Raw genomic sequence first — 26,194 nt, 5'->3', positions numbered from 1 at the left:
TTTGCCGATTCTCCATTCCCCTTTCCCGATTCCCGGCTCCCGCCCATTCCCTATTCCCGGCTCCCCCGCTAGGCTGGGGTCACCTTCCGTAGCAGGGGCTATTCGATGCTTACGACGCTGGTGGCTAGCAGCAAGGGTGGTTGTGGCAAGAGCACGGTGGTGACGCAACTGGCTTCACACTGGGCCCAGGCCGGCAAGCATGCGGCGATCGTCGACGCCGACCGGCAAGGTTCCAGCTTCCGCTGGGCCAGTCTGCGTCCGGACAACGTACCCGGCGTGCTGGCCTTCGAGGGTGGCCGCCGTTCGCTGCAAAAGCTGCCACCGGATACCGACCAGGTACTGATCGACACGCCCGCCGGTTCCCGCGAGCGCGACCTGGAACCCTATCTGGAGCTGGCCAACGTGCTGCTGGTTCCGGTATTGCCCTCCTCGTTCGATCTGGATGCCACCCTGGCCTTCACCGACGAATTGCGCGCGATCAACCGCATCCACCGCGGCAAGCTGCCGGTGGCGCTGGTGGCCAACCGGCTCAAACCGTGGACCCACGCCAGTCAGGACGCGGTCACCCAACTCGCGGAGCAGTCACCGTTTCCGGTCGTGGCGCAGCTGCGCGACAGCCAGGCCTACGTGCTGCTGACCGCGTTGGGCAAGGGCATTTTCGATTACCACTCCGAGCAGGTGCGCAGCCACCAGGAGGACTGGAAACCCTTGCTGCGCTGGATCAAGCGACAGGCCTGACAAGAACCACCGGATGCCTGCCGGGCATCCGTCGCACCATCCCTCTGCCGGAGTCCACCATGCACGAATTGATCCTGTTGCGACATGCCGAAGCCGTGCCCATAGAAGAGGGCATTGATGACCGCGACCGTTCGCTCAGCCCGCGCGGCGAGCACGAAGCGCAAGCGGCGGGACTGTGGCTGGCCGCGCACGACCTGCGGCCGGCACGCGTGTTGTGCTCGCCCACGCGCCGCACCAACGAGACCACCCGACTGGCCCTGGCGGCAATCGAAGCTGCGCCCGTGCCGCAACTGGCCGAGGAAATCTACGAGGCCACGCCGGGTGAACTGCTGGTCCTGCTCGACCAGCATGGTGATGCCGGCACGGTGATGCTGGTAGGCCACAACCCCGGCATCGAGCGACTGGTCGCCTTGCTGGTGGAAGGCCGCTCCGACGAATTCCGCGGCATGCCTCCCGGCGGCATGGCCGTGCTGCACCTGGATGGCGCGCTGGAGCCGGGCAGCGCCCGGCTGGACGCATTCTGGTCACCCTGAACTGGGCGCCAGCCAGCCCATTCGACCGAGGGTTGGCCAAGCAAGTTGACCGATGCTTGCTACGACGTGAAGGGTGCCCTACCCGTCATCACGGATGGCGCACGCCTAACCGTTATCATTCCGTGATGTTCCGGAATCTGCGCCTGTTTGTCCTGCCGCTGCTGCTTGCGGGTACCGTGCTGCAAGGCTGCACGGTGTCCAAGGCGCAGATCCGCCGCGCCGATGCCGTGGTGGCGGCCACTACCGATCGCCAGCTCAGCTGCCATCAGGCCGACCACTGCGCCGTACCGTCGCCCCTGCTGGAAGCAGCCGACCAGGCGCTGGCGCAATCCACCCCGGGGCACCCGGTACACGTGGTCACCCTGCTCGGCGAAAGCGAGCCGGCGCTGGCGGCGCGGGTCAACCTGATTCGCGCGGCACGCAAGTCGATCGACGTGCAGACCTACATCTGGGATCAGGACGACGTCGGACAACTGATGTTGAACGAACTGGTGCAGGCGGCGCGGCGCGGGGTGCAGGTGCGTATCCTGGCCGACCAGCTCTTTTCGTTCGGCAGCCTGGACCTGCTTGACGAGCTGTCCCGCGCCAGCCCCAATCTCAAGGTGCGGCTGTACAACCCCACCTTCCACAAGGCGCGCACACCGCCGCTGGATTTTGCCGCCGGGATCCTGTGCTGTTTCATGCAGTTCAACCAGCGCATGCACAACAAGCTGGTGCTGGTCGACGACAACATCGGCATCGCGGGCGGGCGCAACTACCAGGATCGCTACTTCAACTGGGACGACCATTTCGACTACGTCGACCGCGACGTGATGATCGGCGGCCCGGCCGCAAAACAAATGGCCGCCAGCTTCGCCGTGTTCTGGCATCACAAGCGGGCGGTGCCGCTGACCCACTTGCGCGATGTCAACCAGCGCATCCTGTCCGACCGCGCGGTACCGACCTGGCCGGCGCCACACTATCGGCGACCGCAGCGGGTCGCCCATCTGCAGGAGGCGGCCGAGGATCCGGCCTGGCTGCATGCCTGGCTGGTGGCGCCCACCTTGCACGTGGGCAAGGTGGACTACTTCAGCGACCTGCCGGCCAAGACCGACCAACCGGACAAGAAGCAGGCGAAAAACTTCACCCGCCACATCATGGGCCTGGTGCAAGGTGCCAGGCATGAGGTGATCCTGCAGACACCGTACCTGGTGATGAGCAAGCGCGCCCAGCACATCTTTCGCATCCTGCACCGACGCCCGGACCCGCCGCGGGTAATCGTGTCGACCAATTCGCTGGCCTCGACCGACGCGTTCGCCGTGTACGCGATGTCGTACAAGCACCGCAAGCGCTACCTGAAAAAATTCGCCTTCGAGATCCACGAACTCAAGCCGCACGCACCCGGCCCGGCCGTCGACTACGAGCTGGCCAACCTGGACGCGGACACGGCCAACGCAGCGCCGGAAACGGCCAGCCCGGCCAGCGCGTCGCGCGCGCGCCTGCGCCTGATCGGCAGCAGTCGCGCCAGCAACCGACCGGCACCGCTGTTGAGCCGCGGCCGCCGCTTCGGTCTGCATGCCAAATCCATCGTGGTCGACGACGAGTTCGGCATGGTGGGTTCGCACAACTTCGACCCGCGTTCGGACCACTACAACACCGAGTCCGGCGTAATCGTCTACGACCAGGCCTTCGCCGACCAGCTGCGCCGCGCCATCCTGCGCGATACGCAGCCGGAGAATGCCTGGGTGATCGCCCCGCGCCAGCCCGTGGTACCGGTGCTCACCGACATCAACCAGGCGATCGGCACCGTTTCGGAACACCTGCCGTTCTTCGACCTGTGGCCGTTCCGCTACGCCACCAGCTACGACCTCAAGCCCGGTTGCGCGCCGATGCGCGCCAGCAACCCCCGCTTTCACGAGTGCTATCGCCCGGTCGGCGACTTTCCCGACGTCAATCTTTCACCCAAGCTGATCATCACCCGACTAATCACCGGGTTCGGGGTCGGCGCGAAAGGCATTTTCTGAGCCGGATGGGAGTCGCAACCCGTCTGCCAGACACGGGTAACCCGTTTCAGGGTTCGCGGTGATCCCGTCGCAAACAGGCTGCGCGACGGCGCGGGAAGATCACGCCGCCGTCCCTGCCTGCGCGAGGACGGCGGCGTGCTCGTTTTCGCCAAACCCTACGGCGTCTCGTTCCGCACCGGCTTCACATAGGTATTGAACAGCTCGTCGATGCGCCGGTACTCGTCGTGCCACGAGTCGGCGTGCTCGAAGCCGTGGCGCTCCATCGGGTACAGCGAGATCCAGAAGTTCTTCTTGTGCAGCTCGATGAAGCGCTGGTACAGCCGGATCGAGTCGCTGGCCATCACGTTGTCGTCGATCAGGCCGTGCTGGATCAGCAGCGGATCGCGCAGGTTGGCGGCGTACTCGATCGGTGAGCTGGTCTTGTAGGCCTGCGGATCGAGCTGCGGATCGTTGAGGATGTTGGAGGTGTATTCGTGGTTGTAACTGGTCCAGTCGCTGACCGGGCGCAGCGCGGCACCGGCAGCGAACTCGCCCGGGGCGCGCAGCAAGGCCATCTCGGTCATGAAGCCGCCGTAGCTGCCGCCGTAGATGCCCACGCGTTTCGGATCGACGCCGTGGTGCTTGACCAGCCAGGCCTTGCCGTCGAGCAGGTCCTCCAGCTCCGGATGACCCATGTTGCGGTAGATCGCGGTGCGCCAGTCGCGGCCGTAGCCGGCCGAACCGCGGTAGTCCATGTCCAGCACCACGTAGCCTTGCTGCACCAGCAGGTTGTGGAACATCTGCTCGCGGAAGTAGTAGGTCTCCTGCAAGGACACGTCCTGCAGATAACCCGCGCCGTGCACGAAGAGCACCGCCGGACGCGAGGCGGGGGCATCGGCCTCGTTGGCCGGGCCATAGTATTTCGCGTAGATCACGCCGGCGCCGTGCGAGGAGGGCACCTCGACGATCTTCGGCTTGATCCAGTCGCGCGTGGTGTACGCGCTCTTCATGGTGTTGGTGAGTTCTTTCGGCGTGCCGCCAGCGACACTCTGCACCGCCAGCTGGTCGAACATGTACGGCGCCGAATGCAGCACGGCCAGCTGCGTGCCATCGGGCGACAGCTTGAAACCGTCCGTTCCCTGGTACTGCGTCAGGCGCTCGAGTGCGCCGCCGCTGGACGGCACGCGGTAGACGTCGTAGCTGTACGGCGCCACCTTGTTCGCCAGCACGTAGAACCATTTGCCATCGGCGCTGAGCTGCGGCGCACTGACTTCGAACTTGCCTGCATCGGTGAGCTGACGCGCCTTGCCGTCCAACGCCTTGGTGTACAGGCGCGAGTAGCCGCTGTGTTCACTCAGGTACCACAGCGTGCGGCCGTCCTTGAGCCAGCCAAAATCGTTGAAGCTCCAGTTGATCCAGGCCGGGTCGGTCAGCCGCTGCTGGCTGACCAGGACGTGCTTGCCGAAATCGACGCTGGCAATCCAGCGATCCTTGTTGTCGATCGCGCGCAACTGCACGGCCACGTTCTGGCCGTCCTCGCTCCACACGATGCCGCCGCCGTCGGCCACCGTGACCGGGCGCACCGCCGGCGCCTTCAGCGCCTTGGCCTGGTCGGACTTGCCGGCCTTTTCCAGCGCCGCCACGGTCTGCTTGCGCAAGGTCGCCAGCGGATCGGTCTTGATCCCGGGCAGGCCATCGGTCGCCAGCGGGTAGGACTTGTGCTGCTTGAGATCGAGCAACAGCAGCGACTGAGGCGCCGGATCATTGCGGCCCACGTAGCTGCGCGCATCCTCCGGCTCGGTGTAGCCGCTGTCGGTGACGTAATGATTGACCACCGACGCCTTGCCGCCCTTGTAGTTCTTCGGCGCGGTCACCAGCAGCAGCCAGCGCCCGTCCGGCGAGAGCTCGGTGTCGAGTGCCTTGATCTTGTCACCCAGCCAGAACGGTCGCGGCGCGCGACCGGCATCGGCCGCTTCCAGCGCCTGGGTGTGCTCGCGCACGGCCTGCTTGTCGGCCTTGATGTCGCGCAGGGTCTTGAACAGGCTCAGCTGCAGTTCGCCCAGGTCATCGGGCTTTTTCGCCTGCGGATCATCGGCGAACTTCAGCTCGGCGACCGGCGCGGTCACCGCGCTGGCCAGGTCGTAGGCAAACCAGTCGTTGCCGGCCCGGAACTGCAGCGCTCGGCCGTCGGCAGAGAATTGCGGCGACGATTCGCGCTGCGGCGTCAGCGTCACCTGGCGGCGCTTGCCACTGGACAGATCCACCACGAACACATCCCCATGCAGGACATACGCGGCGTGCCGGTGAGCGCGATCAAACACCGGCGGACCGTCGGCGGCAGCCATCGCTGCGGGGTCCAGCTTCACGCTGTTGCCGCTGGCCGGGTCGACTCGATACAGGTCACTCACCGGGCTGCCATCGCGCTTCACCGAGTAATACAGGTTGCGCCCGTCAACGCTCCAGTACGGATTGGTCACCGCCTGCCCGACCCAATCCGGGTTGGCCATGATGGTTTCCATATCCAGCGGTGACGACGTGGTGCTGACGGGCGCAGCCATGGCCGCAGGCATCACCAGGAGGGCAGCAAGAGCGGCAAGCGGCAATCGACGCATGACGGTTTTCCCAAAGCGAAAAAGGCCAGCATAACCGAGCCGACCGGCCCGCCAGCCACTACCATGCCGAAAGTCAGGGTCGCGCCTCGCGCCCCGGACTCGTGGGTCGTTCGGATCGCGTTGCTCTGCGCAGGCGCGGGGACCGGAGGCGCCCGCGACCACGCAAGCGGCGTAGCGCAGGCAAGGTCGGCAAGACCCGGGCGACTGATACGATGGGTTTCCACCGCACCGCGAAGAAACCATGACCCTGCCCGCCGTCGAACTTGAAACCGCCGCCAACCCGACCCACAGCGTCATCTGGATGCACGGCCTGGGTGCCGACGGCAACGACTTCGCGCCGATCGTGCCGCAACTGGTGGCCAAGGACTGGCCCGCGCTGCGTTTCGTGTTTCCGCACGCGCCGGTGCGCCCGGTCACGATCAACAACGGCATGTCGATGCGCGCCTGGTACGACATTGTCGGCTTCGATCTGCTGGCACGTCAGGACGAAGCCGGCGTGCGTGCCTCGATCCGCGAGGTGGAAACCCTGATCACGCGCGAGCACGAGCGCGGCGTACCCAGCGAGCGCATCGTGCTGGCCGGCTTCTCGCAGGGCGGCGCGATCGCGCTGGCCGCCGGGCTGTGCCACGCGCAGCCGCTGGCCGGCATCATGGCGCTGTCCACTTACCTTCCGATCTCCGAGGTGGTGACGCGCGAGCGCCACGCCGCCAATGCCGCCACGCCGATCTTCTGGGGCCACGGCACGCTCGACCCGGTGGTGGTGCTGCAGCGCGGCGTCGATTCGCGCGATCTGCTGCAATCGCTGGGCTACAGCGTGGAATGGCATACCTACCCGATGGCCCACGCGGTCTGCCCGCAGGAGATCGCCGATCTGCGTCACTGGCTCGGCGCGCGGCTGGTCTGACAGCCAACGCGCATACGGCATACTTGCTCCATGCGCGCATCGTCCCCCTCCAGCGGCCCGCGCGGCCGCGCCGAACACAGTCCGCTGCCGGATTTCTGCCAGCTGCCGGCGTTGTTCGCGCTGTTCGTGGTCGGCGCGCTGACGGTGACCGTGATGTGGCTGGCCCGCGACAACCGCCAGGACTGGCCGGCCTACAGCGTGAGCATGTTCTTCGTGACCTGGCTGGCGATGGTGGTGGCGGTGACGCTGTGCAAGCTGCGCCCCCTGTTGCAACGCCTTCCGGGACACATGCCGTATGTCGGGGTATGGCTGTTGATCGTGCTGGTGGTGCTGGTCGCCAGCCTTGTCGCGCGCTGGCTGGATGGCGCGCTGCAGACTGGCCTGATCAGCAGCGGCATGGGGGTGTTCGTGCGCGACAACGTGGTGATCGCGGCCCTGCTCGGCGCCGCCATGTTGCGCTACTTCTATGTGCTGGCGCAGTGGCAGGCACGGCTGGCGGCGGTCACCCGTGCCCAGGTCGAGGCGCTGCAGGCGCGGATCCGGCCGCACTTCCTGTTCAACAGCATGAATACCGTGGCCGCGCTGATCCGGGTCGACCCGGCCGCGGCCGAGCGCACGGTCGAAGACCTCTCCGAACTGTTCCGCGCCGCGCTGGGTCAGCACGACATCGGCGACGGCACGCTGGGCGAGGAGCTGGCGCTGGTCGAGCGCTACCTGGCGATCGAGCAGTTGCGACTGGGCCCGCGCCTGCGCATCCGCCGCGAACTGCAGGATCTGCCCGCCGACTTCCCGCTGCCGCGACTGTTGCTGCAGCCGCTGGTGGAGAACGCCGTGCGCCACGGCATCCAGCCGCTGCGCGAAGGTGGCGAGGTGCTGCTGCGTGGCACGCGCGACGGCGCCGGCATCCGCATCGAAATCAGCAACCCGCTGCCGGGCACACCGGCGGCGCACGGCAACGGCCATGGCCTGGACAGCGTGCGCCGTCGTGTCGCCTGGCGCTACGGCCCGCAAGCCGCGGTCGAGGCCGGAGCGCACGAGGATCGCTTCGTGGTGCTGCTGCAACTGCCCGGAGCCTCCGCCTGATGCGCGCGCTGATCGTCGACGACGAACCGCTGGCGCGGGCGCGCATGGCCGCCCTGCTCGGCGAGTGTGCCGGAGTCGAGATCGTGGGCAGCGTCGACGACGGCGAAGCCGCGCTGGCCGCCTTGAACGAGCTGCAACCCGACGTACTGCTGCTCGACATCAACATGCCCGGCATCGACGGCGTGTCGCTGGCCCAACGCCTGGCCGGGCGTGCGCGGCCGCAGGTGATCTTCTGCACCGCGTACGAAGCTCACGCGCTCAAGGCCTTCGAACTCGGCGCCACCGACTACCTGCTCAAGCCAGTGCGGCTGGAGCGCCTGCGCGAAGCCCTGCAACGCGCGCAGGGTCGCCTTGAAGAAGCACCGCGCGAACCGCTTGCGTATCTGCACGGCCGACTGCGTGGCGAACAGGTGCGCATCGCGCTCGACGAAGTCCTGTGCCTGATCGCGGAAGAAAAATACGTGGTGGTCCACCATCGCGGCGGCGAATTGCTGATCGAGGATTCCCTGCGCCAGCTCGAGGAAGCGCTCCCCGAGCAGCTGATCCGCCTGCATCGCAACTGCCTGGTACCACCGGCACGCCTGCTCGGCGTGAAGACACTCGCTGACGGTCGTGTGCTCGCACGTCTGGACGGCACGGAGCTGACGCCGGAGATCAGCCGGCGCAACCTGCCTGCGCTGCGCAAGCTGCTGCGGCCCACGTAGGCACGCCGTGGCAACACCTCTACAATCCAGCCATCAAACCCCAGGGAGCAAGACTGATATGGACAATCCTTACGCCGCACCACGTGCCGATCTCGAAACGCTTGGCGACATCCCGATCTATTCGCCGCGGCAGGTCATGGCGGGCGCATTTCTCGGCGGACCGGTCGGTTTGATCTGGTTCCTGCGGGCGAATTTCCTCACCCTCGGCGACGACCGGCTGGCCAGGAACTCGCTGATCTTCGGCGCCATCCTGATCCTTGCCCTGCTGCTGATCCTGCCGATGCTGCCGCCGAAGTTCCCTTCTCAGCCCATCACTCTCGCCTACATGATCGCCGGGCAGCAGATCGCCATCAAACTGCAGATGACGCGCGAGGCCATCAGCACCTCGACACGCTTCACCTTCCAATCGAACTGGCGCGTTGTCGGGCTGGGCCTGCTGTGCCTTGTCGTTTCCGTGATCCTGCTGGTCGGACCGATGCTGTTGCTCGACACCTTGCGAGGCGCATGAGGTTGATGGTCGCCAGCCGCGAGGTTGCCCTGACCTGGCCTGAACCGTGCCGCACGACTTCAACATGACGCTTGAGGAGACCGAAGATGCCATCACCATGCAGTCGTGCATTCACACTCGGGCTGGTTCTCGCCTTGATGCCAGCCATCGGGCAGGCGGAGAATCTGGACAAGTGCATCAAGGGTTGGCATGCCACCGAGGCTGGCAACTACCAGGCGGCGGTGGCGTCGTTCGATGCCTGCATCAAGGAAGGGCAGCTGTCGGATGCCTCGCTGGCGCGAACCTACCGCAACATCGGCATCGCCGAGCGCAGGGCGAAGCAGCCGCAGCTGGCGCTCGAAGCCTTCAGCAAGGCGATTGCCCTGCATCCCGACGACGTCGCCAGCGATTACATCAATCGCGGCAACGCGTACGACGATGCAAATCAGTTCGACAAGGCCATGGCCGATTACGACACGGCGCTCAAGCTGAAACCGGACGAGGGCGAAATCTTCTACAACCGCGGCATCACCTACGAGCACCAGAAGATGTTCGAGAAGGCCAGGGCGGAGTTCATCGCCGCTTACCAGCATGGCCTGCGCAGCGACCTGCTGTTCGACAGGCTGGTCGCCTACAAGTTGATTGAGCCCAAACCGTAACAGCGCGGTCACGCATCGCCTATCGGTTGCGTAACGTGCCCGGCGCGCCAACTTGCCGATGCACGCCTTGTCGCGCCGCTGACCTCGCCTGCACACGCCGTGCGCTTCAATACCTGCGTCTTCACTCATCAGGAACAGCTCATGAGCCATGCATTCAAGGTCGGGGACCACGTGCGCTGGAACTCCGAGGCCGGCCACGTCAGTGGCAAGATCACCAAGGTGCACACGAAAGACACCGAGTACAAAGGCCACACCCGTCACTGCAGCGAAGACGACCCGCAGTACGAAATCAAGAGCGACAAGACCGACCACGTGGCCATGCACAAGGGCTCGGCGCTGCACAAGATCGACTGAAGCGATGTCCGACGACCCCACCACGATCTGGACGATCGGTCACTCCACCCGCACGCTGGGGGAGTTCCTCGCGCTGCTGGGTGAATACCGGATCGAGGCGATCGCCGATGTGCGCCGCTTCCCTGGTTCGCGGCGTTATCCGCATTTCGCCAGCGAGGCGATGGCGAAATCACTGCCGGCACATGGTTTCGCGTATCAATGGATCCCCAAGCTGGGCGGCCGGCGCAAGGTGCAGCCGGATTCGCCGAACACCGCGTGGCGCAATGCCTCGTTCCAGGGCTACGCCGACTACACCGCTTCTGCCGAATTTGCCGAGGGCCTGGATGAACTGCTGACCCTGGCGGCAAACAAGCGCACCGCGATGATGTGCGCCGAGGTGGTCTGGTGGCGCTGCCATCGCTCGATCGTTTCCGACGTGCTGAAGCTGCGCGGGATCGAGGTGGTGCATATCATCGACGCCACCCACACCACGGTGCATCCGTACACCTCACCAGCACATATCGTGGACGGCAGGTTGAGTTACGCGGCGGCGCAGGGAGAGTTGCTCTAGCAAGACGCGCGGCGCCTCGAGCGAGGGCGCGAAGATCTGGCGCATCGATCATCTTGATGCGAACGTTGACGCCAGACGGGTCGACGATGGAGAACGCCCAAGCGTGCCCCTCATCTTTTCGAAACACCTGATCCAACCCGACAGTGCGTGAGCCGCTGGCGGACGCGGTGAGCGGCATCGCTTCCGTGCGATGCAAGACACCACGCCGAACACATGACGGGCCCGGTGAATACGCCTTACTTGACCTTGAGCCCGGACGAATCAACCTGGGTGACGCCCTTGATGCTCTGGGCGGCGGCGACGGCTTTCTGCACGGCAATGTCGCTGTCGAGCACGCCGGTGAGCGTTACTACACCATTCACGGTCTTGACCGAAATGTCGGTATTGGGCACGCCTTGCGTCGTCGCGAGTTCGGCCTTCACCTTGGTGGTGATCCAGGTGTCGGAACCGGGCTGGTTCGATTCCATGGCGCCAGGGTTGTCCGAGGACATCTGGCCTGACGATGCCGCTTGTGGCTCACCGGGCTGATTGTTGTTGGAGCAAGCGGCGATACCGAGCGACGCGGCTACCAGCAGCGTGGCGGTTAGTGCGACATGCGATTTCATGTGAACTCCTTGGGATTTGCGAAGGACAGGACCACGGCAACATCAACTCATTGGCACGTGGCGTCAAAGGCTCCAGTGAAGATTTTCCGGGCATTGGCAATGCCACGGCACCGTTGTTGTCGTTCACGACGCGATCCCTGGTCATGTCAATGAAGATCGAGCGTGTGCAACACGTGAATGGAACCCGCCAAACAACGGTCGGCCAAGGAATACGCTACACCGCCATATGTGACGCCTTCGTCCTTTCGCTGCGAAAGGAAGGTTCGATGCATGCCTGCAGCTTCGAGGCGGTAGCGCCTATTCCTTCTTCATCGCATGCCCACCAAACTCGTTGCGCATCGAGGCAAGCAACTTGTCGGCGAATGAATCGTCATCGCGCGAACGGAAGCGCTCCATCAGCGACAAGGTGATCACCGGCGCGGGTACGTTCAGTTCGATCGCGGCGTCGACGGTCCAGCGACCTTCGCCGGAGTCGACCACGTAAGGGGCGATGCCCTTCATCTCGGGGTTCTTGCCGAGCGCATCGGTGGTCAGTTCCAGCAACCATGAACGCACCACGCTGCCGTAGCGCCAGATCTCGCCGATCTGGGCCAGGTCGAGGCCGAACTCCTCCTTGTGCTTGAGGATGGAGAAGCCCTCGGCGTAGGCCTGCATCAGGCCGTATTCGATGCCGTTGTGGACCATCTTGGTGAAGTGGCCGGAGCCGGCCGGGCCGACGCGGCCCCAGCCCTTATCCTTGCCCGGTGCCAGCGTTTCGAAGATCGGCTTGAGCTGGTCGACGACCTTCTCGTCGCCACCGACCATCATGCTGTAACCCTCAGCCAGGCCCCACACGCCGCCGCTGGTGCCGCAGTCGACGTAGTTCACGCCGTGGTCGGCGCATTTCGCGGCGTGGCCCAGCGAATCCTTGTAGTTGGAATTGCCGCCGTCGATCATCGTGTCGCCTTTTTCCAGCGACTCCAGCAACGCGTCCACGGTATCGTTGGTGACCTTGCCCGAAGGCACCATCAGCCACAGCACGCGCGGGGACGGGAGTGCCTTGACCAGCGCCTCGAGCGAATCGGCCGAGCCGCCGCCGTTGTCCTCCAGCTTCTTGCGTGCGTCCGCGTTCGGGTCGAAGCCGGTGACCTTGTGGCCGCCCTTGAGCAGGCGTTGCGCCATGTTGGCGCCCATTTTGCCGAGGCCGATCATGCCCAGTTGCATGGTGGTTGTCCTTGTGTGGATGAAAGAGGCAGTCTAGTCGCTGCAACGAAAAGCCGGCGTGACCGACATCAGCGCGACAGCCAGCGTTGCAGCCGGGCGAGGATGCGCGGCGTCAGTCGGGTGCGGTTGTAGGCCATGGCCGCCTCGCGAATCGCCTCGGTCTTGGTCGGGTAGGCGTGGATCACTTTGGCCAGCGTGCGCAGGCCCACGCCTGCCACCATCGCCAGGGTGACCTGGCTGATCATGTCCCCGGCGTCGCGCGAGACAATCGTCGCGCCCAGAATGCGGTCGCTGCCCTCGCTTACGTGCAGCTTGACGAAACCACCCTGCTCGCCGTCGGTGATGGCACGATCGATCTGGTGCATCGGGATAGTGAAGGTCTTGATCGGAATGCCGCGGGCGTTGGCGTTGCGCACGTACATGCCGACGTGCGCGATTTCCGGATCGGTATAGGTACACCACGGCACGATGCGCTCGCTCAGCCGCTCGCTTCCGCCGAGCAGGGCGTTGCGCACCGCGATCCGCGCGGACTCCTCCGCGATGTCGGTGAACTTGGCCTCGAGGCAGACGTCGCCGGCGGCATAGATGCGCGGGTTGGTGGTGCGCAGGTGGTCGTCGACACGGATGCCGGCCATGTCATCGTGGTCGACGCCCGCGGCTTCCAGCGCCAGACCTTCCACGTTTGGCCGTCGGCCGACGCCGGTCAGGATGGCATCGACCCGGACGGTGCTGTGGTAGTCGTCGCTGACCAGGTCGACCACGCGCTCATCGCCTTCCATGCGCACTTCACGGACGGCGGTGTTCAAGCGCACCTCGATACCGTCGCGGGCGAACGCCTCGGACAGGGTTTGCGCCGCGTCGCGCTCCTCGTGTTCGAGGAACAGCGGCAGGTTCTGCACGATGGTGACCTTCGAGCCGAGTCGCTCGAAGGCCTGCGCCAGTTCGCAGCCGAGTGGGCCGCCACCGATCACCAGCAGGCGCGGCGGCAATTCGGTCAGGTCGAACACCGTGGCATTGGTGAGAAAACCGGCCTGCTTGAGGCCGGGGATGTCGGGCACGTGCGGCCGGGCGCCGGTGGCGATCAAGGCCTTTTCGAAGGTGAGCGACTGACCGTTGACGCTCAAGCGGTCCGCCCCCTCGAACTGTGTGTTGCCGAAATACACGTCCACGCCACTGGCCACCAGCAAACGCACCGACTTGGTGTTGGTCAGATGGCTGCGAATGCGCCGCAAACGACTCATCGCGGCAGAAAAGTCCACCTTGATCTCATCGGGTGCGTGCGCGCCGTAGCGCGCCGCATCGCGCATTTCGGCATAGACCGCGGCCGTGCGCAGCAGCGTCTTGGACGGCACGCAGCCGGTGTTGAAGCAGGTGCCGCCAATCATGTGCCTCTCGACCAGCGCCACCCTGACACCCAGTTCGGCCGCGGCGCTGGCGGCCGCCAGACCCGCCGAGCCTGCGCCCAGGATCACCAGCTGATAAGGGCCGGTCGGCTCGGGATTGTTCCAGGCCTCGGGACTCACCGCTTCCAGTCGTTTGCGCTCGTAGGCATCCAGCGGCGCACGGGTGCGGGCATCGAATGTGGCGTTCATGCGCGTGCCTCCGCCGTCGCCGGCTGGCTGAGCCACCCGCCGCTGAACCCCGCTTCGCGCAAGCCGTCGCGCAGATAATTGCAGCCGCGAAGCAGCTGCCAGATCAATCCGCTGCGGTGGTTCTCGATCATCATGCACACGGCGCCCTGATCCAGCCCGTAGTGACCCGGCGATACCCACGCCTGTCCATGGGTATCCGGTACGCTGGCATTGAAGCTGGTAGCCAGGCGGTCGTGCGTGAGGATCTGCGGGTGGCGCATCAACATGTTGCGCAACGCCGCCAGCGCCAGTTCGGGCGCGAACGGCAGCGAGGTCAGCACGGAGGGCGGTGACAAGGTGCCGTCATCCGGACCATACGGCACGCCGCGCGCGGCATAACCGAACAGGCGCCGGGGTTCGTTCTCCACGTCGGGCTGATTGTCGGTGGGGCCGTCGCAGGCCGACAGACCCCAGCAGTTGCGGTCGTAACCGACGAACTCGTGCGGATTGAGCTGGGTGTAGCGGCGCTGCACGACGACGGCGCGCCGGCTGTTTTCGAAATAATCCGATCGCTTCTCGCGCATGAATGCATCGCGGATGCCGCGCAGATCCAGCCACGCATGCGAGAAGTGGTGCACGAACAAGGGGCCGGCATACAGAAAATCCTGGTCGTACAGGTTTTCCCACTGATAGGTCGATATCCAACCCGCGTAGCAATCGCTGGAGATCGGATGCGTCGGCGACCCCAGCGCCAGCGCATACAGCAGGATCGCTTCGCTGTAACCCTCCCAGCCGTAGTGCAGGTAGCCACTCTCCGGCTTCCAGCCCTGGTAGATGGTTTTGGCGCCGTCCTGCGACCAGCGCCAGTCGACCCGTCGATAGAGCATGTCGGCCAACTCACGCAGCTCTGTCTCATCGGCACGGTCGGCATCAAAATATCTGGCAACCGTAAGCACGCCAGCGATCAGCAAGGCACTGTCGATCATCGACAACTCCGATTGCCACACCCGCTTGCCCGAGTGGATATCGAGAAAGTGATAGTAGAAACCCTTGTAGCCTGTGGCGGTCGGGCTGCCGCTCTGGTCACTGTCGCAGAAGAAGCGCAGCGCCAGGAGGCTGCGACGTGCTGCCTCGGCGCGCTCCATCCAGCCGCGCTCGACCGCCGCGGGGTAGGTCGAGAGCGCAAAGCCGACCACCGCGATGCTGACCGGCGAGTTGTCGCGCGAAGTGTCGGGAATCAATCCGTTGGCGGGATTCATGGTTTCCACGAAGTAGCCGAACGCCGCACGCTGAAGGCGATCGAGCATGGCGTCATCGGGAAGCGTGCACAGCTGGGGCATCGGCAACGTCCAAGTTACAAGGCATCGGATGGCGAGCCATCGGGAAGCAGGTCAGCAAGTTGCCGCGAATCTCCGCTGTACCGATGCATGCGAGGTGATGGCCATCATGCCACCACGGAAAAGTATCCTGACCAGCACCACCGGCCTGCGTTCCGGTCGTCAGGCTCGATTGACCACTGGGCAGTATGACGGCGCGCCTGCATGGACTGCGTGTAGGAAGCGGATTTCACGCGGCATTGCCCCGTCCCCGACGTACGCTGGTCAGCCCAGCCCACCCCGCTGCCGCAGCGACCGAGCGCGGCACCCGCAGGAGTCCCTTCCCGCCATGTCATCCCGATCGTTCCGATCCGAAACCGGCGCCACGCCGCGACAGTTGCTGTCCAACGGCCAATTCACCGTCATGCTCAGTGGCAGCGGCTCGGGCTTCAGTCGATGGCGCGGTCTGGCGGCAACACGCTGGCGGGAAGATCCGGTCGCCGACCCGTGGGGTTGCTTCATGCTCCTGCGCGACGAGGAGGACAGCGCGGTGTGGTCACCCACCGTGCAACCCATGGGAGTGGCGCGAGCTGATGACGCGGCCGAGTTCACGCCCGGTCGCGCAAGATTCAGCACCCGTGACCACGGTGTCCACAGCGAGCTGGATATTGCAGTGGCGCCGGCAGCGAATATCGAGTTGCGCCGGCTGACTCTCACCAATCACGGCGATCATCAACGCGCGTTGTCGTTGACCACCTATGTGGAACTGGTGCTCGGTCACGCTGGTGACGACAACGGGCACCCCGCGTTCTCCAAAATGTTCGTGCAGACCGAATGGGATGAGCAGTACCAAATGCTGCTGGCGACACGGCGGCGCCGCAGCGACAGTCAGGCGCAGGTGTGGATGGCACAGGCGCTGCGGGTTGAAGACCAGCGCTCCGTTCGCACCACGCATGAAACTGACCGCGCGCGGTTCCTTGGTCGAGGTCGTACGCTGCGCAGCGCGGCGGCGCTGCAACCGGGCAGTACGCTGTCGAACACGACCGGCTGCGTGCTCGACCCGGTGTTCAGCCTGCGCCACGAGTTCACCTTGGCACCGGGCGCCAGCATCCAGCTTCAGTTGTGGACGGCGCTGGCCGATTCGCGCGAGGGCGCGCGCAGTCTGCACGCATACCTGCAACACGACGCAGCCGCCGCGCACCTGTTCGAACACGCCAACCGGCATGCGCAAGACGCGCTGCAACATCTCGATATTTCCTCGGAGCAGGCTGAACGCTTCGCGCACTGGATGGGAGCGCTGCTGGGCAACGATGCGAGCCAGCGCGCCACCGCCGGCGAGCGCACGCACGGACATGGCGGCGCGCCAACCTTGTGGGGTGCAGGCATCTCCGGCGACCGACCGATAGCGCTGGTGTGCCTGGACCACGGCGACGATCTGGAGCGCCTGAAGGAGCTGTTGCTGGCCCAGCGCTGGTGGCGCGCGCTGCATCTGGCGGTGGATGTGGTGGTACTCGATCGGGGTGGCAGCGACAGGCGGCGCAAGACTCTCGATCAAACGATGGATGTTCAGAAAAAGCAACTGGAAGCGAACGAGGACGCGCCCAAGGCCGAACTATTCTGTCTGGACGGCGACCAGATTGGCGATGATCTGCGCGATGGCCTGCTCACTGTCGCGCGCCTGGTATTGAGCAACGACGATACCCGCGCCCGAAAGGCGGCGGCAGCGAGGAACCATTCGACATCGGAACCGATCCGCGCCACCACACCGGCTCCGGCAGCGACGCGCGACGAGACGGCAATGGAGTTCGACAACGGCTACGGCGGCTTCGTCGACGAAGGCCGCGCGTATCGCATCGAACTCGACCCGGCGCACCCTACCCCGGCACCATGGACCAACGTGATCGCCAACCCGCAGTTCGGCTTTATCGCCACGGCCGAAGGCGGCGGCTATACCTGGTCCACCAACAGCCAGCAAAACCCGCTGACGCCGTGGCCGAACGACCCGGTCAGCGACAAGCCGCATGAGGTGATCTACCTGCGCGACGCCGACAACGGCGCACTGTGGAGTGCCACCGCCCTGCCGATCCGGGTGCCGGGCGCGCGCTACAGCGCCACCCACGGCAAAGGCTGGACCTGCTTTCGCAACGACGCTCACGGTATCGACCTGGAGTTGGTGCAGTGCGTACCCACCAACGATCCGGTGAAGCTGTCGCGGTTGCGACTAAGCAATCGAACCGCGCACACGCGCCGGCTGTCGGTCACCGGCTACGTGGAATGGGCGCTGGGGGCGAACGGGAGCACGTCCGCTCCGTTCGTGGTGACCTCGCGCGATGACGAAACCGGCGCATTGTTCGCCCGCAATCGCTGGCGCGCGGATTTCGGCGATCGTGTCGCCTTCCTCGATCTGGCCGGCGCGCAACAATGCCTCACTGGCGACCGCGTCGCCTTCCTCGGCGCGTTCGGCAGCGTCACCGCGCCGGCTGCGCTGCAAACAGACGCCGCGTTGGATGGTCGGCTTGGTGCGGGACTGGATCCGTGCGGTGCCGTGCAGACGCAGATCGAACTGCCGCCACACACGCAGCTGGACCTCATCTTCCTGCTCGGTGAGGGCAACGATGAGGATGCCGCACGCGAACTGTTGACGACGTATCGCGCCGCCGACATCGACGACGTGCTCGCCGAAGTCGCGGCGCTGTGGAACGACTTGCTCGACACGGTGCAGGTGCGCACGCCTGATCGCGCGATGGACATCCTGCTCAACGACTGGCTCTTGTACCAGGTCACCGTGTGCCGGCTGTGGGCACGCACCGCCTACTACCAGGCCAGCGGCGCGTGGGGCTATCGCGACCAGTTGCAGGATGTGATGGCGCTGTGCGTGAGCCGACCCGATCTCGCCCGCGAACACCTGCTGCGCGCCGCCGGGCGCCAGTTCGCAGAAGGCGACGTGCAGCACTGGTGGTTGCCGCCCCGCGGCCAGGGCATCCGCACCAAGATCCGCGACGATCGCATCTGGATGGCCTTCGTCGCGATGCACTATGTCGAGGTGAGCGGCGATCGCGCCGTGCTCGATGAAATGCTGCCTTTCCTCAAGAGCCAGCCAATCCCCGACGGCGCCACCGACGCATTTTTCGAACCCGAGGTCTCCGCGGACAAGGTCTCGCTGTACGAACACTGCGCACTGGCGATCGATTCCAGCCTCACCCGCGGTGCGCACGGGCTGCCGCTGATCGGCACCGGCGACTGGAACGACGGCATGAACCTGGTGGGCGCGCAAGGCCGCGGCGAAAGCAGCTGGCTGGGGTGGTTCCTGCTGAACGCGATCGACGCACTGGCCGCCGAAGCAGACCTGCGCGAAGACCAGCGCGTGGCGAAGTGGCGCGAGTACGCGACCGCCTTGCGCGCGTCACTGGAGCAGGCCTGGGACGGCGCATGGTATCGCCGCGGCTACTACGACGACGGTGCACCGCTGGGTTCGAAGCGGAGCGAACAGTGCCGCATCGACACCATCGCGCAATCGTGGAGCGTGATCGGTGGTCGTGACAACCACGCGCATGCCGCGCAGGCGATGGCTTCGGTCGACCAGTTGCTGGTCGACCACGAGCACAAACTGGCGCGCCTGTTCACGCCGCCGTTCGATCAGGATGGCAAGGAAGATCCCGGCTACATCAAGGGTTACCCACCCGGCGTGCGCGAGAACGGCGGGCAGTACACGCATGGCGCGATCTGGTCGATCTTCGCGTGGGCCGGCCTGGGCGACGGCGACCGCGCTGGCGGGCTGTTCGACCTGCTCAACCCGATCCACCATAGCGACAGCATGGAGGCAGTGGCGCGCTACAAGGTCGAGCCTTATGTCGTTTGCGCGGACGTCTATTCGGTGGCGCCGCACATCGGCCGCGGCGGCTGGACCTGGTACACCGGCTCGGCCGCGTGGTTGTATCGCGCCGGACTGGAAGCGGTGCTCGGATTCAAGCTGCACGGCGATCAGCTGCGCATCGAGCCGTGCCTGCCCGGAACCTGGCCGGGCTTCCAGATCACCTATCGCCACGGTGCCGAACGCGCCACCTGCTACGAAATCATCGTGGAGAATCCGGACGGCGTCTGTGGCGGTATCGCAAGCGTTGAACTGGACGGCCAAACGCTGATCGCCGGCGACCCCGTGAGCCTGGTCGACGACGGCCAGACGCACCAGCTACGTGTCATCCTCGGCCCGTCCGCACCGAACTCGTAGGGCGGGCTCCGCCCGCCGCCCTTCGCCAATCGCGACGCAGATTCAAGAGCCGGCGGGCAGAGCCCGCCCTACGCCGCACGCATGGGTGCGCATGGGGAATCCGCAGGACACCGTGAACCTGACGCGTGAGAAACTTCGGCACATTCGCACCGACCTTGTAGGGCGGGCTCCGCCCGCCGCCCTTCGCCCCGTCGCGATGCGGATTCAAGAGCCGGCGGGCAGAGCCCGCCCTACACCGCACGCGGATGAGCGTGGCGAATCGGCAGAGTACCGTGAGCCTGGTGAGCGACCACCTTCGGCACGCTCCCACCCACCCGTAGGGCGGGCTCCGCCCGCCGCCCTTCGCACCGTGGCGATGCGGATTCAAGAGCCGGCGCGCGGAGATTGGTGAGGCGTGACTCAACGCTTGCGCGTGCGCGAGGCCCCCAGCTTGCGCGTCAGCGTATTGCGGCCCACGCCCAGCGCCTGGGCGGCGTTCTGCCGATGGCCGTCGTGTGCCTGCAGCGCGGCCTGCAACAGGGTGCGGTCGAGCGCCTCGCGGGCGCGCGCGTGGATATCCGCCTCGCCCTCGGCCAGCGCCTGCGCGGCCCACTCGCGCAGCGCGTCGGTCCACTCGCCGCCGCGCGCGGTGTCCGCGCCGCCGCCGAGATCGGCGGGCAGGATCTCGCTGCCCGGCGCGATCACCGCCAGCCGGCGGCACAGGTTTTCCAGCTCGCGCACGTTGCCGGGGTAGTCGCGCTGCGCGACCTGTTTCAGCGCGGCCTTGGAGAAGCGTTTCGGCGGCAGCTTCAGTTCCTGCGCAGTGGCGGCCAGGAAATGCCGGGCCAGCGCCGGGATGTCGCCGCGCCGCGCGCGCAGCGGCGGCAGCTCGATGCGCACCACGTCGAGGCGGTGCATCAGGTCGGCGCGGAACGCACCGGCGGCCACCCGCGCGGCCAGGTCCTGGTGGGTGGCGGCGACGATGCGCACGTCGCCGCGGATCAGCTCGCGCCCGCCCACGCGGTAGAACTCGCCGCCGGCCAGCACGCGCAGCAGGCGCGTCTGCAGCAGCAGCGGCATGTCGCCGATCTCGTCGAGGAACAGCGTGCCACCCTCGGCCTGCTCGAAGCGGCCGGCGACGCGACGGGTGGCGCCGGTGAACGCGCCGGCCTCGTGGCCGAACAGCTCGCTCTCCAGCAGCTCGCTGGGGATCGCCGCGGTGTTCAGCGCCACGAAGGGCTTGTCGCGGCGCGCGCTTTCCTCGTGCAGCGCGCGCGCCACCAGTTCCTTGCCGGTACCGGTCTCGCCGGTGACCAGCACGTTGAGGTCGCTGGCGGCGACGCGGCCGATCAGGCGGAACACCTCGCGCATCGGCGCGCTGTCGCCGAGCAGGGCGTGGCGTGCCACGGGTTCGGCCGGCGCCGGCGCGGCCACGCTCGCCGCGCCCGCCAGCACACGCTGCACCACGGCCACCGCGTGGTCGAGGTCGAATGGCTTGGCCAGGTAATCCACCGCGCCGGCACGATACGCCGCGGCGGTGGTGGCGACGTCGGTGTAGGCGCTCATCACCAGCACCGGCCCGATCGCGCGCCGCTGCAGCTCGCGCAGCAGGCTCAGCCCGTCCTCGCCCGGCATGCGCACGTCGGTGAGCAGCAAGGCAGGACGCCCGTCGCGCAGTGCCTGGTGCACCGCTTCGGCATCGCCGAACTCGCGCACCGCCAGCCCGGCGTCGCGCAGTGCCTCGGCCAGCACGAAACGCACGCCGCGGTCGTCGTCGACGATCCAGATCTCGTTTGTCGTCATGCGTCGGTTCCGCGTTGTCCCGGCCCCTGCGCGGGGGCGGTCGGGAGTGGGTTGCGAGGGGTCAGAGCGCGCAGTCGGGCATCACCCATGCGACTTCTCCAGCGGCAGGTACAGGGTGAACACGGTCTCGCCGGGACGGCTGACGGCGCGCAGCTCGCCGCCATGCTCGCGGGCGATCTCGCGCGACAGCGCCAGGCCCAGGCCGGTGCCGTCGGCGCGACCGGAGACCAGTGGTTCGAACAAGGTGTCGCGCAGGCCGGCCGGGATGCCGGCGCCGTCGTCGATCAGCTCCAGCCGCAGCGCCGTGCGCAGCATCCGCTCACCGAGGCGCACGCCGTGTTCGACGCGGGTGCGCAGGGTGAGCGTGCGGGCGCCGGCTTCCAGCGCGTTGCGCGCCAGGTTGAGCAGCAGCTGGTGCAGGCGATCGGCATCGCCGAGCAGGTCCGGCACGCTGGGGTCGTAGTCGTGGCGCCATTGCGGCGGCGCCGGCTCGGCCTGCAGCAGGTCGGCGAGGCGCTCCAGCAATTGGTGGATGTTGACCGGGCCGAGCCGCGCGGCGCCGTCGTGGTACAGCAGGCGATTGGCCAGCGTGCCGAGCCGGTCGGCCTCGTCGATGATCATGCCGGCGAGCGCCTGCAGGTCGTCGTTGTCGACCCGTCGCTGCAGCAGTTGCGCGGCGCCGCGCAGGCCGGCCAGCGGGTTCTTCACCTCGTGCGCGAAACCGCGCAGGGTGGCCGACAGCGGCGAGCTCGCCGACAGCGGCTCGGCCAGCACGTGCACCTCCAGCAGCAGGCCATCGTCGAACGGCTGCAGCGCGATGTCCGCACGGATCTCGCGACCGTTCGCCGCGGCCAGCGGCACCGCACGCCACTGCGCCGGCCGCTGCGCGGCCAGCACCCGCGCCGCCCGCGCCACAGCCTCGTCACCGTCGGCAAACAGCAGCGCCAGCGGCTGCCCCAGCGGGTGGCGCACGCCCAGCTCCAGCCCTTCGATCAGCGCCGGATTGAGCCAGCACAGGCGCAGCCGGGCGTCGACCAGCACGATGCCGGTTGCCAGCTGCTGTGCCCATGTCGGCCATGCGAGATCGTTCATTGCACCATCATGGGCAATGTATCCGTTTGGTGCAAATGCCGGGGACCGCCCCGCCGCAGGCACGACCCCCCGCAACCCGGCGGCACCGCCCGCTTCTTGCCGTCGAGCGCGGCGGGCCGTGCGCGCCCAGTGCGACGCTCAGCCGAACTGCACGCTCAGCATCGAGATCGAGCCGCCGTCCATGCCCTCGACCGGGAACGTCACCGCGTCGCCCTCGTCGCTGGCGCCGAGCACGTACAGGAGCGGCAGGTAGTGGTCGGGCGTGGGGATCGACAGCTCCGCGTCGCGACCCAGCGCCTCGTAGTCCACCAGCGCATGGTGATCGCCCTGCAGCATCAGCTCGCGCGCCTTCGCCTCGAAGCGCAGCGCCCAGTCGAACGGCTCGGCCGGATGCCGGCCCCAGGCATAGGCGTGCAGGTTGTGCACCACGTCGCCGCTGCCGATCAGCAGGATGCCCTCGTCGCGCAGCGGCCGCAGCAGGCGGCCCAGGCCGTAGTGGAACGCCGGCGGCTGCGACTCGTCGATGGACAGTTGCACCACCGGCACGTCGGCGTCGGGATAGACGTGGCGCAGCACCGACCAGGTGCCATGGTCCAGCCCCCACGAGCGATCCTCGCCCACGTCCAGCGACTGCAGCAGTTCGCGCACGCGGCGCACCAGGTCGAGGTCGCCCGGCGCCTGGTATTGCACCTCGAACAGCTCGCGCGGAAAGCCGCCGAAATCGTGGATCGTGCGCGGCCGGGCCATCGCGGTGAGCAGGGTCGCCGGCACGTACCAGTGCGCGGACACCGACAGCACCGCGCGCGGGCGCGGCAGGCGCCGGCCGAGCGCGGCCCAGCCGCGGCTCCAGTCGTTGTCCTGCAGCGCATTCATCGGGTTGCCGTGGCCGAAGAAGATCGTCGGCAGGCGCGTCGAGGTGTTCCGCTCAGTCATCGGGGGACTCCTGCAGTGACGATTCGTATCCACGTACTGCTTACATTCGCGGCGTTAGTCTGGCCCGATCGCCGACGCGACGCCATCGACCATCAGCGCGATACCACCCCAGGGAGGCAAGCATGAACATCGCCCTGATCGGCGTCACCGGCCGCGTCGGCTCACGCCTGCTGGCCGAACTGCTGCGCCGCGGCCACCGCGTCACCGGCATCGCCCGCGACACCTGCAAGCTGGCCGGCCAGCCGGGCCTGGTCCTGAAGAACGCTGACGCCGACCAGCCCGCGCAACTGGCACCGCTGCTGGCCGGCCACGACGCGGTGATCAGCGCGCTGAAGTTCGCCACCATCGAAGCGGCCGCACTGCTCGCCGCGGTGAAACAGGCCGGGGTCAGGCGGCTGCTGGTGGTCGGCGGTGCCGCCACGCTGGAAGTGGCGCCGGGGCAGGTCCTGCTCGACACGCCCGGCTTTCCCGCGGCCTACCGGCCCGAGGCCGAGGGCGGTCGCCGCTTCCTCGACACCTTGCGCGGCGAGCACGACCTCGACTGGACCTTCCTGTCGCCGTCGGCCGAGTTCGCTCCCGGCGAACGCACCGGCAGCTTCCGCGTCGGCGGCGATGCGCTGCTCACCGACGCCGGCGGCAAGAGCTGGATCTCGATGGAAGACTACGCGATCGCCCTCGTCGACGAACTGGAAACGCCGAAACATCTCCGGCAGCGGTTCACGGCGGGCTACTGAGCCGCGCCCTCACCGCACGCGCCACGAGGACATCCCATGAGCAAGTACAAGGTTGGCTACATCGTCGGCAGCCTCGCCAAGGGCTCGATCAACCGCCAGCTGGCCCACGCGCTGGCAAAACTGGCAGCGCCGCAACTGGAGCTGGTGGAGATCCCGATCGGGGACCTGCCGCTGTACAGCTACGACTACGACGCGGATTTCCCGGCGGTGGCGCGCGCGTTCAAGCAGGCGATCGCCGAGGTCGACGCGGTGCTGTTCGTCACGCCGGAATACAACCGCTCGATCCCCGGCGCGCTGAAGAACGCGATCGACTGGGCCAGCCGGCCGTGGGGCAAGAACTCGTTCGCGCGCAAGCCGTCCGCCGTGATCGGCACCTCGCCCGGCTCGATCGGCACCGCGGTCGCCCAGCAACAACTGCGCGGCGTGCTGTGCTTCTGCAACTCGCCGCTGATGAACACGATGGAGGCGTACCTCCAGTTCAAGCCGGGCCTGATCGACGAGGACGGCAACGTCACCAACCCGTCCACCGCCGAGTTCCTGACCAACTACATGAAGGAGCTGCACGTGTTCATCGAACGCGTGCTCACCGTGCTGCCGCGGGAAAGCTGACTCCGGCACGACGACGGGCGCCGAGGCGCCCGTTGTCTTACCGCCTGGACGCCTCGCTCAGAGCGAGTAGTACATCTGGAACTCCAGCGGATGCGTGCTGGCGCGGTACCTGGTGACTTCCTTCATCTTCACCTCGATGTAGGCATCGATGAAGTCATCGGTGAACACGTCACCGGCCTTGAGGAACTCGCGGTCCTTGTCCAGCGCTTCCAGCGCGGCATCAAGGCTGGAGCACACCTGCGGAATGTTCTTTTCTTCTTCCGGCGGCAGGTCGTAGAGGTCCTTGTCGGCCGGTGCGCCCGGGTCGATCTTGTTGAGGATGCCGTCCAGGCCGGCCATCATCAGCGCAGTGAACACCAGGTAGCCAGAGTTCATCGGATCGGGGAAACGCACTTCGACGCGGCGACCCTTGGGGCTGGCCACGTACGGAATGCGGCAACTCGCCGAACGATTGCGCGCGGAGTAGGCCAGCATCACCGGCGCCTCGAAGCCCGGCACCAGCCGCTTGTAGCTGTTGGTGGTGGAGTTGGCGAAGGCGTTGATCGCGCGGGCGTGCTTGAAGATGCCACCGATGTACCACAGCGCGGTCTGGCTCAGGCCGCCGTACAGATCGCCGGCAAACAGATTCTCGCCGTTCTTGGCCAGCGACTGGTGCACGTGCATGCCGCTGCCGTTGTCGCCGACCAGCGGCTTGGGCATGAAGGTGACGGTCTTGTCGTTCTGGTGCGCCACGTTCTTGATGACGTACTTCATCGTCAGCAGCTCGTCGGCCTTTTTTACCAGGGTGTTGAACTTCACGCCGATCTCGCACTGGCCGGCGTTGGCCACCTCGTGGTGGTGCACTTCGACGGTCTGGCCCAGCGACTCGAGCACCTTGCACATGTCCGCGCGCAGGTCGCCCAGCGAATCAACCGGGCTGACCGGAAAATAGCCGCCCTTCACGCCCGGACGGTGGCCGGTGTTGTTGCCGTCGTACTTGTAGCGCGACGACCAGGCCGCCTCTTCCGAGCCGATTTCGTAGAACACCCGGCCCGGATCGTTCTGCCAGCGCACCGAGTCGAAGATGAAGAACTCCGGCTCCGGGCCGAAGAACGCGGTGTCGGCGATGCCGGTGGATTTCAGGTACGCCTCGCCGCGCTTGGCGATCGAGCGCGGATCGCGCCCGTAGGCCTGCATGGTGGACGGCTCCAGCACGTCGCAATGCAGGATCATCTGCACATGGGCGCTGAACGGATCGAGGTAGGCGGTATCCGGGTCGGGCAGCAGGATCATGTCCGACTCGTTGATACCCTTCCAGCCGGTGATCGAGGAACCGTCGAACATCTTGCCGTCCTCGAAGGTCGACTCGTCGATCGCATGCGCCGGGAAGGTCACGTGGTGATGCACGCCGAGCATGTCGGCGAAACGGAAGTCGACGAATTCGACCTCGTGTTCCTGGATCTGGTCGAGCACTTTCTGGGCGGACATAAATCAACCTCGATGATGGGTGGCGGAACACATGTGAGCAAAATCCAT

The 26,194-nt window shown here is 66.4% G+C and carries 22 protein-coding genes; 13 read left to right on the top strand and 9 right to left on the bottom strand.

The genetic code is table 11. From position 1 onward, the window contains the following. The first annotated feature begins 105 nt into the window (after window positions 1–105). The 3 genes from AC0L58_RS16610 to AC0L58_RS16600 all read left to right on the top strand — a co-directional run bounded on the left by AC0L58_RS16610 (window position 106) and on the right by AC0L58_RS16600 (window position 3,274). Window positions 106–738, top strand: coding sequence for a nucleotide-binding protein (locus AC0L58_RS16610; protein ID WP_473685390.1), 633 nt, complete (start codon window positions 106–108; stop codon window positions 736–738). A 59-nt stretch (window positions 739–797) separates the two neighbouring features. Further along, entirely contained in the window at window positions 798–1,271 is a 474-nt protein-coding gene (locus tag AC0L58_RS16605) for a SixA phosphatase family protein (protein ID WP_473685388.1), read from the top strand. A 125-nt stretch (window positions 1,272–1,396) separates the two neighbouring features. Then, on the top strand, window positions 1,397–3,274 hold the full coding sequence (locus AC0L58_RS16600; protein ID WP_473685386.1) for a phospholipase D-like domain-containing protein: 1,878 nt from the start codon (window positions 1,397–1,399) through the stop codon (window positions 3,272–3,274). A gap of 155 nt (window positions 3,275–3,429) precedes the next feature. Here the strand turns inward: AC0L58_RS16600 and AC0L58_RS16595 are convergent, their stop codons facing one another. Then, window positions 3,430–5,865 carry a S9 family peptidase gene (locus AC0L58_RS16595; protein WP_473685384.1) on the bottom strand — a complete coding sequence of 812 codons (2,436 nt, stop codon included), beginning with the start codon at window positions 5,863–5,865 and terminating at the stop codon, window positions 3,430–3,432. A gap of 241 nt (window positions 5,866–6,106) precedes the next feature. On the opposite strand from AC0L58_RS16595, the gene AC0L58_RS16590 reads away from it, so the two are divergent. The 7 genes from AC0L58_RS16590 (at window position 6,107) to AC0L58_RS16560 (ending at window position 10,606) form a co-directional block, all read left to right on the top strand. Further along, complete coding sequence (locus tag AC0L58_RS16590) at window positions 6,107–6,769, top strand: alpha/beta hydrolase (protein ID WP_473685382.1); 663 nt, start codon at window positions 6,107–6,109, stop codon at window positions 6,767–6,769. A 30-nt stretch (window positions 6,770–6,799) separates the two neighbouring features. After that, window positions 6,800–7,852, top strand: coding sequence for a sensor histidine kinase (locus AC0L58_RS16585; RefSeq protein ID WP_473685380.1), 1,053 nt, complete (start codon window positions 6,800–6,802; stop codon window positions 7,850–7,852). After that, the gene (locus AC0L58_RS16580; RefSeq protein ID WP_473685378.1) at window positions 7,852–8,556 is read left to right on the top strand and encodes a LytR/AlgR family response regulator transcription factor; all 705 of its coding nucleotides are present in this window, start codon (window positions 7,852–7,854) and stop codon (window positions 8,554–8,556) included. Before AC0L58_RS16585 ends, AC0L58_RS16580 begins: the two co-directional genes overlap by 1 nt. A 58-nt stretch (window positions 8,557–8,614) precedes the next feature. Further along, a complete protein-coding gene (locus AC0L58_RS16575) occupies window positions 8,615–9,064 on the top strand; it encodes a hypothetical protein (protein WP_473685376.1) in 450 nt (149 codons plus the stop codon). A gap of 86 nt (window positions 9,065–9,150) precedes the next feature. Then, a complete protein-coding gene (locus AC0L58_RS16570) occupies window positions 9,151–9,702 on the top strand; it encodes a tetratricopeptide repeat protein (RefSeq protein ID WP_473685374.1) in 552 nt (183 codons plus the stop codon). Window positions 9,703–9,843: 141 nt separating this feature from the next. Then, window positions 9,844–10,056, top strand: a complete 213-nt coding sequence (locus tag AC0L58_RS16565; protein WP_473685372.1) for a hypervirulence associated TUDOR domain-containing protein — start codon at window positions 9,844–9,846, stop codon at window positions 10,054–10,056. 4 nt (window positions 10,057–10,060) lie between these two features. After that, window positions 10,061–10,606, top strand: a complete 546-nt coding sequence (locus AC0L58_RS16560) for a DUF488 domain-containing protein (RefSeq protein WP_473685370.1) — start codon at window positions 10,061–10,063, stop codon at window positions 10,604–10,606. 236 nt (window positions 10,607–10,842) lie between these two features. Here the strand turns inward: AC0L58_RS16560 and AC0L58_RS16555 are convergent, their stop codons facing one another. The 4 genes from AC0L58_RS16555 to AC0L58_RS16540 form a co-directional block, all read right to left on the bottom strand. After that, on the bottom strand, window positions 10,843–11,211 hold the full coding sequence (locus AC0L58_RS16555; protein WP_473685368.1) for a BON domain-containing protein: 369 nt from the start codon (window positions 11,209–11,211) through the stop codon (window positions 10,843–10,845). Window positions 11,212–11,508: 297 nt separating this feature from the next. Beyond that, the gene (gene gnd / locus AC0L58_RS16550) at window positions 11,509–12,435 is read right to left on the bottom strand and encodes a phosphogluconate dehydrogenase (NAD(+)-dependent, decarboxylating) (RefSeq protein WP_473688770.1); all 927 of its coding nucleotides are present in this window, start codon (window positions 12,433–12,435) and stop codon (window positions 11,509–11,511) included. Between the two features lie 47 nt (window positions 12,436–12,482). Then, window positions 12,483–14,006 carry a mercuric reductase gene (locus tag AC0L58_RS16545; RefSeq protein WP_473685366.1) on the bottom strand — a complete coding sequence of 508 codons (1,524 nt, stop codon included), beginning with the start codon at window positions 14,004–14,006 and terminating at the stop codon, window positions 12,483–12,485. Next, window positions 14,003–15,292, bottom strand: coding sequence for a glucoamylase family protein (locus AC0L58_RS16540; RefSeq protein ID WP_473685364.1), 1,290 nt, complete (start codon window positions 15,290–15,292; stop codon window positions 14,003–14,005). The genes AC0L58_RS16545 and AC0L58_RS16540 overlap by 4 nt, the downstream gene beginning before the upstream one ends. A 358-nt stretch (window positions 15,293–15,650) precedes the next feature. Here AC0L58_RS16540 and AC0L58_RS16535 point away from each other — a divergent pair, with 358 nt between their 5' ends. Then, window positions 15,651–19,529 carry a GH36-type glycosyl hydrolase domain-containing protein gene (locus AC0L58_RS16535; RefSeq protein ID WP_473685362.1) on the top strand — a complete coding sequence of 1,293 codons (3,879 nt, stop codon included), beginning with the start codon at window positions 15,651–15,653 and terminating at the stop codon, window positions 19,527–19,529. A 399-nt stretch (window positions 19,530–19,928) separates the two neighbouring features. Here the strand turns inward: AC0L58_RS16535 and ntrC are convergent, their stop codons facing one another. The 3 genes from ntrC to ygiD all read right to left on the bottom strand — a co-directional run bounded on the left by ntrC (window position 19,929) and on the right by ygiD (window position 23,336). After that, window positions 19,929–21,311: a nitrogen regulation protein NR(I) gene (gene ntrC / locus AC0L58_RS16530; protein ID WP_473685360.1), complete on the bottom strand. Its 1,383-nt coding sequence runs from the start codon at window positions 21,309–21,311 to the stop codon at window positions 19,929–19,931. 81 nt (window positions 21,312–21,392) lie between these two features. Further along, window positions 21,393–22,403 (bottom strand): two-component system sensor histidine kinase NtrB, encoded by a 1,011-nt coding sequence (locus AC0L58_RS16525; RefSeq protein WP_473685358.1) that lies wholly within the window; start codon window positions 22,401–22,403, stop codon window positions 21,393–21,395. A gap of 138 nt (window positions 22,404–22,541) precedes the next feature. Continuing rightward, window positions 22,542–23,336: a 4,5-DOPA-extradiol-dioxygenase gene (gene ygiD / locus AC0L58_RS16520; RefSeq protein ID WP_473685356.1), complete on the bottom strand. Its 795-nt coding sequence runs from the start codon at window positions 23,334–23,336 to the stop codon at window positions 22,542–22,544. A gap of 122 nt (window positions 23,337–23,458) precedes the next feature. Here ygiD and AC0L58_RS16515 point away from each other — a divergent pair, with 122 nt between their 5' ends. Both AC0L58_RS16515 and AC0L58_RS16510 read left to right on the top strand, forming a co-directional pair. Next, window positions 23,459–24,070 (top strand): NAD(P)-dependent oxidoreductase, encoded by a 612-nt coding sequence (locus tag AC0L58_RS16515; protein WP_473685354.1) that lies wholly within the window; start codon window positions 23,459–23,461, stop codon window positions 24,068–24,070. A 36-nt stretch (window positions 24,071–24,106) separates the two neighbouring features. Beyond that, a complete protein-coding gene (locus AC0L58_RS16510) occupies window positions 24,107–24,679 on the top strand; it encodes an NADPH-dependent FMN reductase (RefSeq protein ID WP_447107014.1) in 573 nt (190 codons plus the stop codon). Window positions 24,680–24,736: 57 nt separating this feature from the next. On the opposite strand, the gene glnA is transcribed toward AC0L58_RS16510, so the two are convergent. Beyond that, the gene (glnA, locus tag AC0L58_RS16505; RefSeq protein ID WP_473685352.1) at window positions 24,737–26,146 is read right to left on the bottom strand and encodes a type I glutamate--ammonia ligase; all 1,410 of its coding nucleotides are present in this window, start codon (window positions 26,144–26,146) and stop codon (window positions 24,737–24,739) included. Window positions 26,147–26,194 lie beyond the last annotated feature (48 nt).

The sequence above is a fragment of the Rhodanobacter sp. G2-10 genome (genome assembly GCF_055809185.1).
Note: the sequence above shows the minus strand (reverse complement) of the source record. Positions and strands in the feature narration are given on the sequence as shown.